Genomic DNA, 14,049 nt, shown 5'->3' with positions numbered 1-14,049 from the left:
CCCTGGTCGGCGCCGCCCGGCGGCTCGGCATCGCGGCCAAGGCCCGCGAGGTCCGCGGCGTGGACCGCGTGGTGATCCGTGACGGCGACGCTATCGGCGCGATGCTCACGAGGCTCGGCGCGCACGACGCCGTCATGGTCTGGGAGGAGCGCCGGATGCGGCGCGAGGTCCGCGGGACCGCCAACCGGCTCGCGAACTTCGACGACGCGAACCTCCGCCGTTCGGCGCGGGCGGCGGTGGCGGCCGGCGCGCGGGTCGAGCGGGCCTTCGAGATCCTCGGCGAGGACCTTCCCGAGCACCTGCGCGAGGCGGGAGAGCTCAGGCTCGCCCACAAGCAGGCCTCGCTCGAGGAGCTCGGCCAGCTCGCCGTCCCGCCCCTCACCAAGGACGCCGTCGCGGGGCGGATCCGACGGCTGCTGGCCACCGCCGACAAGCGGGCGCAGGAGCTCGGCATCCCGGACACCGAGGCCGGCCTGACGGCCGACATGCTCGACGTCTGAGGACCTCGTCGTCCGGGACGGACGTCCCTGCGCGGCATGTGTCAGGCGTGTAACCTGGGTCATATCTGGGGATCGAGAAGTTGCGGTCCGACCAGGCGCGTACAGCGCCGTACGCAACGTCAAGTGACCACATGAGCGTGTCGGCGATACCGGCGCGCCACGAGGAGGCATTGTGACCATCCGCGTCGGTATTAACGGCTTCGGCCGTATCGGACGTAACTTCTTCCGCGCTGTTGTTGAGTCGGGCGCTGACATCGAGATCGTCGGTGTCAACGACCTGACGGACACCAAGACCCTCGCGCACCTGCTCAAGTACGACTCGGTGATGGGGGTCCTGTCGCAGGACGTCTCCTACACCGAGGACACCCTCACCGTCGGGTCCTCGACCTTCAAGGCCCTCGCCGAGCGCGACCCCGCCAAGCTCCCCTGGGGCGAGCTGGGCGCCGACGTGGTCATCGAGTCCACGGGCTTCTTCACCGACGGCACCAAGGCCAAGGCGCACATCGAGGCCGGCGCGAAGAAGGTCATCATCTCGGCCCCCGGCAGCAACGTGGACGCCGACTTCGTCGTCGGTGTGAACCACACCTCGTACGACGCCCAGAACCACAACGTGGTCTCGAACGCCTCGTGCACGACCAACTGCCTCGCCCCGATGGCCAAGGTCCTGGACGACGAGTTCGGCATCGTCCGCGGTCTCATGACGACCATCCACGCGTACACGGCCGACCAGAACCTGCAGGACGGCCCGCACAAGGACCTGCGCCGTGCGCGCGCAGCGGCCATCAACATGGTCCCGACCTCGACGGGTGCCGCCAAGGCCGTGTCCCTCGTGCTCCCGCAGCTCAAGGGCAAGCTCGACGGCTACGCCATGCGCGTCCCGACCCCGACCGGTTCGGCGACGGACCTGACCTTCACGGCTTCCCGTGAGGTCACGGTCGCCGAGGTCAACGCGGCGATCAAGGCCGCTGCCGAGACCGAGGCGCTCAAGGGCATCCTCGTCTACACCGAGGACCCGATCGTCTCGAGCGACATCGTCGGGAACCCGGCCTCGAGCATCTTCGACGCCGGCCTGACCAAGGTCATCGGCGACCAGGTGAAGGTCGTCTCCTGGTACGACAACGAGTGGGGCTACTCGAACACCCTCGTCAAGCTCACCACCTACATCGGTGAGCGTCTCTGAGCGAGGCACGTCCGACGAGCACAGCTCGATGACCGACGTCCGCGTGCGCCGCAGCCTCCGGGCCTGCGGCGCACGCGGACGTCGTCGCGTCTGACCCCTGACCAGACCTGAGGAAGGCACATGAAGACCATCGACGACCTGGGCGACCTGCGCGGCAAGCGCGTGCTCGTCCGCTCCGACTTCAACGTCCCCCTGGACGGCACCACCATCACCGACGACGGCCGGATCCGCGCCGCGCTGCCCACGCTCTCGGCCCTTCTCGAGGCGGGCGCCCGTGTGGTCGTGACCGCCCACCTCGGGCGCCCCAAGGGTGCGCCCGAGGACAAGTACTCCCTCGCCCCGGTGGCGGCCCGGCTCTCCGAGCTCCTGGGCCAGCCGGTCCCGCTCGCGCAGGACGTGGTCGGCGACTCCGCCAGGGCGACGGTCGCGGCCCTCGAGGACGGGCAGATCGCCCTCCTCGAGAACATCCGCTTCGACGCACGCGAGACCTCGAAGGACGACGCCGTCCGCGGCGAGCTGGCCGACGAGCTGGCAGCCCTGGCCGACGCCTTCGTCTCGGACGGCTTCGGCGTGGTGCACCGCAAGCAGGCCTCGGTCTACGACGTCGCGCAGAGGCTCCCGCACGCTGCCGGATCCCTCGTCCTCGCCGAGGTCCAGGCTCTGCGCAAGGCCGTCGAGGACCCCGAGCGTCCCTACGTGGTGGTGCTCGGCGGGTCCAAGGTCTCCGACAAGCTCGGTGTCATCGCGAACCTGCTGACCAAGGCCGACAAGCTGCTCATCGGCGGCGGCATGGTCTTCACCTTCCTCAAGGCCCAGGGTCACGAGGTCGGCTCCTCGCTGCTCGAGGAGGACCAGGTCGAGGCGGTCAAGGGCTACCTCGCCCAGGCCGCCGAGTCCGGCGTCGAGATCGTCCTCCCGGTGGACATCATCGCCGCCGACTCCTTCGCCGCCGACGCGCCGCACGAGACGGTCGACGCCGACGCGATCCCCGCGGGGAAGATCGGCCTGGACATCGGCCCGCGGTCGGGCGACCTCTTCCGTGAGGCGATCCTCGCCGCGAAGACCATCGCGTGGAACGGCCCCATGGGGGTCTTCGAGTTCCCCGCGTTCGCCGAGGGCACCCGCGCGGTGGCTCAGGCCCTGGTCGACACCGACGGCTTCTCGATCGTCGGCGGTGGCGACTCCGCCGCCGCCGTCCGCAAGCTCGGCTTCGACGAGGCCGGCTTCGGCCACATCTCGACCGGCGGTGGCGCGAGCCTCGAGCTGCTCGAGGGCAAGACCCTTCCCGGCATCGCAGTTCTGGAGGACTGATGGCACGCACACCGCTCATGGCCGGCAACTGGAAGATGAACCTGGACCACCACCAGGCCACCCATCTGGTCCAGAAGCTCGCCTGGACCCTGAAGGACGCCAAGCACGACTACTCCGCGGTCGAGGTCAGCGTGCTGGTCCCGTTCACGGACCTGCGCTCGGTCCAGACCCTCGTGGACGCCGACAAGCTCGAGCTCTCCTACGGTGCTCAGGACGTCTCGGCGCACACCGAGGGGGCGTACACCGGGGAGATCTCTCCCGTCATGCTCGCCAAGCTCGGCGTCACCTACGTCGCGGTCGGGCACTCCGAGCGTCGCCAGTACCACAGCGAGGACGACGCCCTCTGCGCGGCCAAGGTCGCCTCGGCCTTCGGCCAGGGGATCGTCCCGATCCTCTGCGTGGGCGAGGGCCTCGACGTCCGCAAGGCGGGGGAGCAGGTCGCCTACACCCTCGCGCAGCTCGAAGGAGGCCTCGCGGGCCTCTCCCGCGAGCACGCCGCCCAGGTCGTCATCGCCTACGAGCCCGTGTGGGCCATCGGCACCGGTGAGGTCGCGACCCCCGAGGACGCCCAGGAGGTGTGCGGCGCCATCCGGCAGAAGCTGGCAGAGCTCTACGACGCCGAGCTCGCCGACGGCGTCCGCGTCCTCTACGGCGGTTCGGTCAAGTCCGGCAACGTCGCGTCGATCATGAGCCAGCCCGACGTCGACGGGGCTCTGGTCGGCGGCGCGAGCCTGGACCCCGAGGAGTTCGCCAAGATCGCCCGCTACCAGTCCCACCAGGTGGGCCTGTAACGGTCTGCGGTCCTGCCAGACCGTCGAGGTGCGCCGGTTCCCGTGAGGGCGCTGGCGCACCTCGGTGGCTTCCGCAGGGTGGCGTGTTCGTCGGATCACACCCCTGTCGCCTATCCTTGACCGGGCGCCCGCCGGCGCCTGGCACGCGAGTCGAGTAAGGACGTACGAGCACGTGGACGCACTGCGCATCATCCTGCAGATCCTGCTGGTCCTGACCAGCTTCCTCGTCGTCCTCCTCGTGCTCCTGCACAAGGGCAAGGGCGGCGGGCTCTCGGACATGTTCGGCGGTGGTGTCACGAGCAACGCCAGCAGCTCCGGGGTGGCCGAGCGCAACCTCAACCGCATCACGATCGGCCTGGCAGTGCTCTGGGCCGTCGTCATCGTCCTGCTGGGCCTGATCCAGCGCGTCAGCGCCTGACAACGGAGGTTCACCATGGCGAGCGGAAGTGCAATCCGAGGGTCCCGTGTCGGGGCTGGTCCCATGGGCGAAGCCGAGCGAGGGGACTCCGCACCGCGGTTCTGGGTGTCCTACTGGTGCGCCAACGGGCACGAGACGAAGCCGAGCTTCTCCCAGGAGGCCAACGCCGAGGCCCCCGAGACCTGGGACTGCCCGCGCTGCGGCTTCCCCGCCGGTCAGGACAAGGCGAACCCGCCGTCTCGCACGCGCAACGAGCCGTACAAGACGCACCTCGCCTACGTGAAGGAGCGGCGTAGCGACGAGGACGGTCAGGCGATCCTCGACGAGGCCCTCGCGGCACTGCGCGCGCGACGCGGCTCCTAGAGCCCGAGGGCCTCAGGACGTCCTCGAGCCCGCGGGCCTCAGCGACCTGCGCGCCTCAGCGACCGGGCAAGGCTGCTGACGTCTCGTCACTGTTGACGCGGACCAGCATGAAGCCGTCGTAGCCTTTGCTGCCGACGGTCTGCAGGACGGTCGCGCTGAGCCGGGGGTCGGTGGCGACGCGCTCGACGACCTCACGGCTGCCGCGCACCCGCTCGTCGGTGCTCTCGGCGTCGGCGAGGGCTCCCTGGCGGACCACGTTGTCCACCACGATGACCGCACCTGGTCGCACCAGGCGCAGGGCGGCCTCGAGGTAGCGGGTGTTGGACGGCTTGTCCGCGTCGATGAAGACCAGGTCGAAGGGCTCGGTGCCGGAGGCCTCGAGCTCGGCGAGCGTCGCCGCCGCCGCACCGACACGGACCTCGACCACGTGGTCGAGACCCGCCATGGCGATGTTGCCCCGGGCGACCTCCGCGTGGTGGGGGTCCCGCTCCAGGGTCGTGAGGTGCGGCTGCGGCCCGGACAACCCGCGGGCCAGCCAGATCGTGCTGTACCCGGCCAGGGTGCCGATCTCCAGGGCGCGGCGCGCGCCGTGGATCTGCCCGAGGAGCTGCAGCATCCGGCCCTGCGTGGCGGACACCTGGATCGGCGGGAGGCCTGCCTCCTGTGCGCGCGCGTTGGCGGCCCGCAGAATCTTGTCCTCGTGCGTCAGGGGGGCGAGGTAGTCGTCGACCGCTGCCCACGTCGTCGGGTCCATGCTGGTCCTCCCGATCAGCCTGCGGCCGCGACGTCCATGAGCCACAGGGTCCGACGGCGGCCCAGGGCGCCAGCGGCGGGGGTGGTCCCCACGGCTTCCCCGGCCAGGGCCCGAGCCGCGGCGGGTGCCTTGTCGGCCCCTCCGACGACGAGCCACACCTCCTCGGCAGCCACGATCGCGGGGAAGGTGAGGCTCACGCGCTTCGGGGGTGGCTTGGGGGAGCCGTGCACCCCCACGGTGGTCGTCTCGGTGACCTCGAGGGCCTCGTGCTCGGGGAAGAGGGAGGCGACGTGCCCGTCGGGACCCATGCCCAGGAGCAGGACGTCGAAGCGGGGCACTGCGGGGCCCGGGTCGTCGCTCGTCCCGGGTGGGGCATGGTGCGCAAGCTCCTCGGCGTAGGACCGCGCGGCCTCCTCGGGGCTCGCCGCAGCGTCCGACGAGAGCACCGCGTGGATGTTCTCCTCGGGCACCGGGAGCGCGTCGAGCAGGGCGTGCCGCGCCTGGGTCTCGTTGCGGTCAGGGTCCCCTGCGGGCAGGAAGCGCTCGTCGCCCCACCACAGGTGCACGCCCGTCCAGTCGACGGCGTGGCGCAGGGGCGCCTCGGCGATCCGCGCCAGGGTCTTGATCCCGACCGTGCCCCCGGTGAGCCCCACGTGCAACGGCCGGTGGGTCGACTGGGCGTCGAGCAGGTGCAGCAGCAGGCGCGCAGCAGTGGCCTCGGCGAGGGTCTCGGCGTCGGGATGGACGACGACGGTCCGGGTGCTCATGCTTCCTCCAGCAGGGCGAGGCCCTGAGCGAGGACCTCCCCGTAGACCACGTCGGGGTCGAGCCGGCGGAGCTCCTCAGCCAGGCAGTCGGTCAGCGGCCGCAAGGGCAGCGCGGCCCTGCGCTCCGGTTGCCCCGGCTGGTTGAGGATCGCCACCCGGCCGTCCGGACGGTCGATCACGATGGGCCCGGAGGCGCGGTGCAGCACCACCCGGGTCACGCCCTTGACCCCGTGCTCGCGGTGCAGGTCGACGGGGGACTCGAGCATCATCCCGAGCCACGCGGCCAGCAGGGGCACCGAGGGGTGCGTGCCCTCGCCGTGCACCTCGATCGAGGTCACGGCCTCGTAGGGAGGCTGGTCCAGGGCCGCGGCCAGCAGCCCGCGCCAGGGCGTGATGCGGGTCCAGGCGAGGTCGGTGTTCCCTGCGGTGTGCCCGTCGCGGAGCCGGTGCAGGGCTGCCACGGTGTCCGAGCACGAGACCGAGTCGGTGATCCGCCGCTGGGCCATCGACCCGATGGGGTGCTCGGCCGGCGCCGAGGGCACCTCCTGGGGCCACCACACGACGATCGGGGCGTCGGGGAGCAGCAGCGGCATGACGAGGGTGTCGGAGTGCTCGAGCATCTCCCCCGAGGCGGTCAGCACGACGACCTCGCTCGCGCCGGCGTCACCGCCCACCCGGATCTGCGCGTCGAGGCGGGCGGTCTCGCGCCCCTCGTCGCGGGCGAGGACGATCACCCGGCAGGGGTGCTCACGGCTCGCGATGTTCGCAGCCTCGACGGCACTCTCGACGTCGGAGGCCGAGGCGTCGATCACGAGGGTCAGCACGCGGCCCAGGGCGACTGCGCCGCCCTCGTCGCGCAGACGGACGAGAGCCTTGGCCACGGCGGCTGTCGAGGTGTCGGGCAGGTCGGTGATCATCGGGTCCCCTCCGGAGCGGTGACGGGCGTGGTCATGGTCGCCGCCACGACCGGCCGTCGCGGGCCATCATCTCGTCAGCCGAGTCCGGCCCCCAGGTGCCTGACCGGTACGCCTCGGGCTGGCCCTGCTCGGCCCAGAACGCGGTGATCGGGTCGAGGATCTTCCACGAGAGCTCGACCTCCTCGTGCCGGGGGAAGAGCGGCGGGTCACCCAGCAGCACGTCCAGGATCAGCCGTTCGTAGGCCTCGGGCGAGGTCTCGGTGAACGCGTGCCCGTAGCCGAAGTCCATGGTGACGTCCCGGACCTCCATGGCAGTACCGGGCACCTTGGAGCCGAAGCGGATCGTCACCCCCTCGTCGGGCTGGACGCGGATGACGAGGGCGTTCTTGCCGAGCTCCTCGGTGGCCGTGGACTCGAACGGGAGGTGCGGCGCACGCTTGAACACCACGGCGATCTCCGTCACGCGACGCCCGAGACGCTTGCCCGCCCGCAGGTAGAACGGCACACCTGCCCAGCGGCGCGTGTCGATGTCGAGGCGGATCGCGGCATAGGTCTCGGTGATCGACTCCGGGGCGATCCCGGCCTCGTCGAGGTACCCCTCGACCTCTTCGCCACCCTGCCAGCCCGCCTCGTACTGCCCCCGTGCGGTGTGCACACCGAGGTCCTTGGGGAGGCGGACGGCCGAGAGGACCTTCTCCTTCTCGGCCCGCAGGTCGTCGGCCTCGAAGGAGACCGGCTCCTCCATCGCGGTGAGAGCCAGCAGCTGCAGCAGGTGGTTCTGGATGACGTCCCGCGCTGCACCGATGCCGTCGTAGTAGCCGGCCCGGCCGCCGATCCCGATGTCCTCGGCCATGGTGATCTGCACGTGGTCGACGTAGTTCGCGTTCCAGATCGGCTCGAACAGCTGGTTGGCGAACCGCAGCGCCAGCATGTTCTGGACGGTTTCCTTGCCCAGGTAGTGGTCGATGCGGAAGACCGACTCGGGGCTGAACACCTCCGAGACCACGTCGTTGAGCTCACGGGCGCTGGTGAGGTCGTGACCGAAGGGCTTCTCGATGACGACCCGGCGCCAGGCGTCCTCGCGCTGGTCCGAGAGGCCTGAGCGGGCCAGCTGGCGGCAGACGAGGGGGAAGGACCCGGGCGGGACCGAGAGGTAGAAGGCGTGGTTCCCGCCGGTGCCCCGCTCGGCGTCGAGATCGGCGACCGTGCGGCTCAGACGGTCGAAGGCGTCGTCGTCGTCGAACTCTCCCTGGACGAAGCGGATGCCCTCGGCGAGCTGGTCCCAGGTGCTGTCCCGGAAGGTCGTGCGTGCGTTGGCCTTGACCGCCTCGCGCACCACCTCGGTGAAGTCCTGGTCGTCCCACTCCCGGCGTGCGAAGCCCGTGAGCGCGAACCCTGGGGGCAGGAGACCGCGGTTGGCGAGGTCATACACCGCCGGCATGAGCTTGCGCTTGGCGAGGTCACCGGTCACACCGAAGATCACGAGCCCGCAGGGGCCCGCGATCCGCGGGAGACGGCGGTCGCGCGGGTCGCGCAACGGGTTGTGGTGCTCGGAGAGCTCGGCCGGGCTCACCGGGCCTGCCCCGTGGTCGCGGCGGGGGTGCTCGGCTGGGTCACTGGTCGGGCTCCTGGTCGGTCGGGGAGGGTGCAGCACCGGTGAGCCCGTCGCGGACGGTGTCGAGGAGCTCCTGCCAGCTCGCCTCGAACTTGCTGACCCCCTCGGTCTCGAGGGAGGTGGTGACCTCGGTGAGGTCGATGCCCAGGGCGCCGAGGCGCTCGACCTGCTCGCGGGCGTCCTGGTAGCTACCCGTCACGGTGTCGCCGCGCACCGCGCCGTGGTCGGCGACGGCCTCGAGGGTCGTGCCCGGCATCGTGTTGACCGTTCCGGCGGCGACGAGCTCGTCGACGTACAGGGTGTCGGGGTAGGCAGGGTCCTTGACCCCTGTCGAGGCCCAGAGGGGGCGCTGCTGCTGAGCCCCGGCTGCCGCCAGGGCCTGCCACCGGGGCTCGGCGACCGTCTGGGCGAAGAGCTCGTGGGCGAGGCGGGCGTTGGCGATCGCGATGCGTCCGCGCAGCGCGGCAGCCTCGGGGGTCCCGATCTCGTCGAGCCGAGGGTCGATCGCGCCGTCGACACGGGACACGAAGAACGAGGCCACCGAGGCGATGGTCGACAGGTCCTTGCCGGCGGCCTGAGCGGCCTCGAGGCCGGCCTGGTGGGCGTCGAGGACCGCGGCGTAGCGTTCGAGGGAGAAGATGAGGGTCACGTTGACGCTGATCCCCTCGCCGAGCACGTCGCGGATCGCGGGGATCCCCTCGACGGTGGCGGGGATCTTGATGTAGAGGTTCGGTCGGTCGACCGTGCTCCACAGCCGCTTGGCCGTCTCCACGGTCCGGTTGGTGTCGCGGGCGAGGCCCGGGTCGACCTCGATCGAGACGCGGCCGTCCTGTCCACCCGTGGCGCGGTGCACCTCGGCCAGGGCGTCGCAGGCCTCGCGGACGTCGTCCGTGGTGATCGTGAAGACCGCCTCGTCCACGGAGGTACCGGCCGCGGCGAGGTCGCGGAGCTGGTCGTCGTAGGCGTCCCCCTGGGAGAGGGCCGAGGCGAAGATGGTGGGGTTGGTGGTCACGCCGACCACGCCGCGCTCGGTGACGAGCCGGGAGAGGTCCCCGCCGCGCAGCAGCTCGCGCGAGAGGTCGTCGAGCCAGATCGCGACGCCTGCGTCGCGCAGCTGGGCGATCGGGGTGGGCAGGGTGGTGTCAGTCATCTCGGGCTCCTCAGGGTCGCCCTCCCCGGGCGGCCGTCGCGGGCCGCCCGGGGAGCAGGATGGTGCGTGCAGGTCAGACGTCGGCCGTGCCGCCCGACGTCGGCTTGGCCGGACCGCCCGGGACGGCCTGGCCGCTCGCGGCCGAGACGGACTCCTTGGCCGCGGAGGCCACGGCCTCGGCGGTCAGCCCGAACTCGGTGTAGAGCCGCTCGTAGTCGGCCGAGGCGCCGAAGTGCTCGATCGAGACGATCCGACCGGCGTCGCCGACGATCTCGCGCCAGCCCTGGGCGACGCCTGCCTCGATCGAGACACGCGCCCGGACGGCCGGGGGCAGGACGGCGGTGCGGTAGTCCTCGTCCTGGTCGTCGAACCACTCGCGGCACGGCATCGAGACGACGCGCGCCGCGATCCCCTCGGACGCGAGGGCCGTGCGCGCCTCGAGGGCGATCTGGACCTCGGACCCGGTGGCCACGATGATGACCTGCGGCTCTCCGCCCTCAGCCTCGGCGAGGACGTAGGCGCCGCGGGCGGTGCCCGAGGCCGCCGCGAGGGTCGAGCCCTCGGCGTCACCCGTGCCACGCTCGAAGGTGGGCACGTTCTGACGGGTGAGGACCAGGCCCGCGGGCCGGTGCGTGCGCTCGAGCACCGTGCGCCACGCCCAGGACACCTCGTTGGCGTCCGCAGGGCGGACGACGTCGAGCCCGGGGATCGCGCGCAGCGCGGCGAGGTGCTCGATCGGCTGGTGGGTCGGTCCGTCCTCGCCGAGGCCGATCGAGTCGTGGGTCCACACGAAGGTGACCGGGATCTGCATCAGCGCGGCGAGGCGGACCGCCGGCCGCATGTAGTCGCTGAACACCAGGAAGGTGCCGCCGTAGGCCCGGGTGCCCCCGTGCAGGGTGATCCCGTTGAGGATCGACCCCATGGCGTGCTCGCGGATCCCGAAGTGCAGGGTGCGGCCGTGGGGGTTGCCGGTGAACTTGTCGGTGCTGCGGTGGGCCGGGATGAACGAGGGCTCACCGTCCATCGTGGTGTTGTTGGACCCCGCGAGGTCGGCCGAGCCGCCCCACAGCTCGGGCAGGACGGGGGCGAGGGCCGTGAGGACCTTGCCCGAGGCCGCGCGGGTCGCGACGGCCTTGCCTGCGGGGAACTCGGGGAGGGCGTCGGTCCAGCCCTCCGGCAGACGGCGCTCGGCCATGCGGGCGAAGAGCTCGGCGCGCTCGGGGTTCGCCGCGCGCCATCCGGAGAACTTCTCGTCCCAGGAGGCGTGGGCCTCGGCGCCACGGTCGACGACCTTGCGCGCGTGGGCCAGCACCTCGTCGGCGACCGCGAAGCTCTGCTCGGGGTCGAAGCCGAGGAGCTCCTTGACGGCGGACAGCTCGTCCCCGCCGAGGGCCGAGCCGTGGATCGCGCCGGTGTTCTTCTTGTTCGGCGCGGGCCAGCCGATGATGGTGCGCAGGGAGACGATCGACGGCTTGCCGGTCTCGGCCTTGGCCGCGGCGAGGGCACCGGCGAGGGCGTGCACGTCCTCGACGTAGCCGTCCTGGCCCGCGGTCCAGTCGACCCGCTGGGTGTGCCAGCCGTAGGCCTCGTAGCGCGCCAGGACGTCCTCGCTGAACGACACGTCGGTGTCGTCCTCGATCGAGATCTTGTTGTCGTCGTAGATCACGACGAGGTTGCCGAGCTCCTGGTGGCCGGCGAGGGAGGACGCCTCGGAGGTCACGCCCTCCATGAGGTCGCCGTCGCTCGCGATGACCCACACGGTGTGGTCGAAGGGGCTCTGGCCCTCGGGGGCGTCGGGGTCGAGCAGACCCCGCTCGCGCCGCGCGGCCATCGCCATGCCGACAGCGGAGGCCAGTCCCTGGCCGAGGGGCCCGGTCGTGATCTCCACACCGTCGGTGTGCTGGTACTCGGGGTGCCCAGGGGTCTTCGAGCCCCAGGTCCGCAGGCTCGCGATGTCCTCGAGGGACACGTCGTAGCCGGAGAGGAAGAGCTGGAGGTACAGGGTCAGCGACGAGTGGCCGGCCGAGAGGACGAAGCGGTCGCGCCCCGTCCAGTGCGAGTCACGCGGGTCGTGCGCGAGGAAGCGCTGGAAGACGAGGTAGGCCGCAGGGGCCAGGCTCATCGCGGTCCCCGGGTGACCGTTGCCGACCTTCTGGACCGCGTCGGCCGCGAGGACGCGGAGCGTGTCGACCGCGCGTGCGTCGAGATCCGACCACTCGAGGTCGGGGGTGGGGGCGGACGCGTTCAAGTGGACCTCATTCCTGCCCGGGAGGTCGCCCGGGCCGTCGCCTGGTGCGTGCCGGCCGTCGCCGCGGCGGGACTGGCCGGAGCCGGACACCGGTTTCCGCCGGTGGCCACGCCAACGACGAGCCTACCCGCGTCCGGCGCGCCGGGAGCGGTGAGCCGACAGGTGGACGTCAGGCCCGGGCGACGGGGCCGTACCATGGTCGGAGCCACCACAGAACGGAGCCGCCTCGCCGTGCGCACAGCCAGTCATGCCTCGACCGACGGACCGACCACCTCGCGGGTCGTCGCCGAGGTCGGGGGCACACCGCGGTCGGTCGAGCCCTCGCCCGTCGCGGTCCCGACCGGGCTGGCCCACGCGAGGGCGCGGGTCGCCGCCTACGTCGCCCTGACCAAGCCTCGGATCATCGAGCTCCTGCTCGTCACGACCTTGCCCACGATGCTGCTCGCCGAGCGCGGGTTCCCCTCGGTCGGGCTCGTCCTGGCGACCCTCGTGGGCGGCGCCGCGGCGGCGGGGGCGGCGAACGTCCTCAACTGCTACCTGGACCGGGACATCGACGAGGTGATGAACCGGACGAAGCGCCGGCCCCTGGTCACGGGGGAGGTCACCCCGCGGGCTGCCCTCGTCTTCGGGTACGCGCTGGGCGCGTTCTCCCTGGTCTGGTTCGCAGCGCTGGTCAACCTCGTGTCAGCGGGCCTCGCCCTGCTCGCGATCGTCCTCTACGTCGTGGGCTACACGATGCTGCTCAAGCGACGCACCCCGCAGAACATCGTGTGGGGCGGTGTCGCCGGCTGCATGCCCGTCCTGATCGGGTGGTCGGCGGTGACCGGGGGGCTCGCCTGGGCGCCCGTCGCGCTGTTCGGCGTCATCTTCTTCTGGACCCCGCCGCACTACTGGCCCCTGTCGATGAAGTTCCGGCGTGACTACGCCGCCGCGGGGGTGCCGATGCTTCCCGTCGTCGCGAGCGACGCCCGGGTGTCCCGCGAGATGGTCGCGCACACGCTGGCCATGATCGCGTGCTCGCTGGTGCTGGTCCCCCTCGCCTCGATGACCTGGGTCTACACCGCGGTCGCCGTCGTCCTCGGGGCGTGGTTCCTGGGGGCGACCATCGCGCTGATGCGGCGGGCCCACCACCCGCGCCCCGGGGTCCGGCTGGGGGAGATGCGTCTGTTCCACGCGTCGATCACGTACCTGTCCCTGCTGTTCCTCGCGGTGGGCATCGACCCGTTCCTGCCGCTCTGACCATGGCCCTCCCGGACGAGTCAGCGGTCGTGGCTGAGCTCGACCAGGCCATCGCCGGCTACCTCGACCACCTCGCGGTCGAGCGCGGGCTCTCCGGCAACACCCTCACGGCCTACCGGCGGGACCTGCAGCGCTACCGGACCTACCTGCAGGCGCGCGGGCGGACGGCGGCCGACGAGGTCGAGGAGTCCGACGTACGGGCCTTCCTCACGACCGTGCGCACCGGGACGGACGGTGGCGCGCCTCTGGCTGCCTCCTCGACGGCGCGCATGCTTGCCGCGGTCCACGGCTGGCACCGGTTCTGCGCCCTCGAGGGCCTCGCCGAGCAGGACCCCTCCCTCGTCGTGCGGCCGCCCGCTCAGCCGCGGCGTCTGCCCAAGGCCATCTCGACCGATGACGTCGAGCGGGTGCTTCAGGCCGCGGCGCAGGGGGAGGGGCCCGTCCCGCTGCGGGACGCGGCCCTGCTCGAGCTCCTCTACTCGACGGGTGGTCGCATCAGCGAGGTGGTGGGCCTGGACGTCGACGACCTCGAGATGGATCCCGGGGCGGTCCGCCTGATCGGCAAGGGCAGCAAGGAGCGCGTCGTGCCCGTGGGCTCCTTCGCCTGCGAGGCGGTCGAGGCGTACCTGGTCCGCGGTCGCCCGGCCCTCGCTGGAGCGGGGCGCGGCGGCCCGGCCCTGTTCCTCAACACCCGGGGTGCCCGGCTGAGCCGGCAGACGGCGTGGGCGGTGCTGCGCCAGGCGGCCCAGCGCGCGGGGATCCCGGGGGCCGACGACGTGTCCCCGGACACGCTGGG

Annotated in this window: 14 protein-coding genes and 1 pseudogene; 8 read left to right on the top strand and 7 right to left on the bottom strand. The window is 71.8% G+C overall.

Going from position 1 to position 14,049, the window contains the following annotated elements:
- From whiA to L0B03_RS06260, 6 genes are all read left to right on the top strand, one after another.
- On the top strand, positions 1 to 500 hold a 500-nt coding region (whiA, locus tag L0B03_RS06285; protein ID WP_250444910.1), incomplete at its 5' end, for a DNA-binding protein WhiA.
- A 172-nt stretch (positions 501 to 672) separates the two neighbouring features.
- A complete protein-coding gene (gene gap, locus L0B03_RS06280; protein WP_250444908.1) occupies positions 673 to 1,680 on the top strand; it encodes a type I glyceraldehyde-3-phosphate dehydrogenase in 1,008 nt (335 codons plus the stop codon).
- A 120-nt stretch (positions 1,681 to 1,800) separates the two neighbouring features.
- Positions 1,801 to 2,991, top strand: a complete 1,191-nt coding sequence (gene pgk / locus L0B03_RS06275) for a phosphoglycerate kinase (protein ID WP_250444906.1) — start codon at positions 1,801 to 1,803, stop codon at positions 2,989 to 2,991.
- Complete coding sequence (gene tpiA / locus L0B03_RS06270) at positions 2,988 to 3,782, top strand: triose-phosphate isomerase (RefSeq protein WP_374204895.1); 795 nt, start codon at positions 2,988 to 2,990, stop codon at positions 3,780 to 3,782. The genes pgk and tpiA overlap by 4 nt, the downstream gene beginning before the upstream one ends.
- Before the next feature lie 172 nt (positions 3,783 to 3,954).
- A complete protein-coding gene (gene secG / locus L0B03_RS06265) occupies positions 3,955 to 4,200 on the top strand; it encodes a preprotein translocase subunit SecG (protein ID WP_250444901.1) in 246 nt (81 codons plus the stop codon).
- Positions 4,201 to 4,215: 15 nt separating this feature from the next.
- The gene (locus L0B03_RS06260; protein WP_208053996.1) at positions 4,216 to 4,563 is read left to right on the top strand and encodes an RNA polymerase-binding protein RbpA; all 348 of its coding nucleotides are present in this window, start codon (positions 4,216 to 4,218) and stop codon (positions 4,561 to 4,563) included.
- A gap of 55 nt (positions 4,564 to 4,618) precedes the next feature.
- Here L0B03_RS06260 and L0B03_RS06255 read toward each other — a convergent pair whose 3' ends face one another.
- The 7 genes and pseudogenes from L0B03_RS06255 to tkt all read right to left on the bottom strand — a co-directional run bounded on the left by L0B03_RS06255 (position 4,619) and on the right by tkt (position 12,014).
- Positions 4,619 to 5,317, bottom strand: a complete 699-nt coding sequence (locus tag L0B03_RS06255) for an O-methyltransferase (protein WP_250444899.1) — start codon at positions 5,315 to 5,317, stop codon at positions 4,619 to 4,621.
- Positions 5,318 to 5,331: 14 nt separating this feature from the next.
- A complete protein-coding gene (gene pgl, locus L0B03_RS06250; protein ID WP_250444897.1) occupies positions 5,332 to 6,084 on the bottom strand; it encodes a 6-phosphogluconolactonase in 753 nt (250 codons plus the stop codon).
- The gene (locus L0B03_RS06245; protein WP_374204894.1) at positions 6,081 to 6,896 is read right to left on the bottom strand and encodes a glucose-6-phosphate dehydrogenase assembly protein OpcA; all 816 of its coding nucleotides are present in this window, start codon (positions 6,894 to 6,896) and stop codon (positions 6,081 to 6,083) included. The genes pgl and L0B03_RS06245 overlap by 4 nt, the downstream gene beginning before the upstream one ends.
- 3 nt (positions 6,897 to 6,899) lie before the next feature.
- Positions 6,900 to 6,992 (bottom strand): annotated as a pseudogene (locus L0B03_RS19700) (OpcA protein); the annotation flags it as partial.
- Between the two features lie 40 nt (positions 6,993 to 7,032).
- Positions 7,033 to 8,574 (bottom strand): glucose-6-phosphate dehydrogenase, encoded by a 1,542-nt coding sequence (gene zwf / locus L0B03_RS06240; protein WP_250444894.1) that lies wholly within the window; start codon positions 8,572 to 8,574, stop codon positions 7,033 to 7,035.
- Between the two features lie 40 nt (positions 8,575 to 8,614).
- A complete protein-coding gene (gene tal, locus L0B03_RS06235; protein WP_250444892.1) occupies positions 8,615 to 9,766 on the bottom strand; it encodes a transaldolase in 1,152 nt (383 codons plus the stop codon).
- Positions 9,767 to 9,839: 73 nt separating this feature from the next.
- The gene (gene tkt / locus L0B03_RS06230) at positions 9,840 to 12,014 is read right to left on the bottom strand and encodes a transketolase (RefSeq protein ID WP_250444890.1); all 2,175 of its coding nucleotides are present in this window, start codon (positions 12,012 to 12,014) and stop codon (positions 9,840 to 9,842) included.
- A 231-nt stretch (positions 12,015 to 12,245) separates the two neighbouring features.
- Here tkt and L0B03_RS06225 point away from each other — a divergent pair, with 231 nt between their 5' ends.
- Together L0B03_RS06225 and L0B03_RS06220 are read left to right on the top strand one after the other, a co-directional pair.
- On the top strand, positions 12,246 to 13,253 hold the full coding sequence (locus L0B03_RS06225) for a heme o synthase (protein ID WP_374204893.1): 1,008 nt from the start codon (positions 12,246 to 12,248) through the stop codon (positions 13,251 to 13,253).
- 2 nt (positions 13,254 to 13,255) lie between these two features.
- On the top strand, positions 13,256 to 14,049 hold a 794-nt coding region (locus tag L0B03_RS06220; protein ID WP_250444888.1), incomplete at its 3' end, for a tyrosine-type recombinase/integrase.

Source organism: Actinotalea sp. C106 (assembly GCF_023630195.1).
GTDB lineage: Bacteria > Actinomycetota > Actinomycetes > Actinomycetales > Cellulomonadaceae > Actinotalea.
Note: the sequence above shows the minus strand (reverse complement) of the source record. Positions and strands in the feature narration are given on the sequence as shown.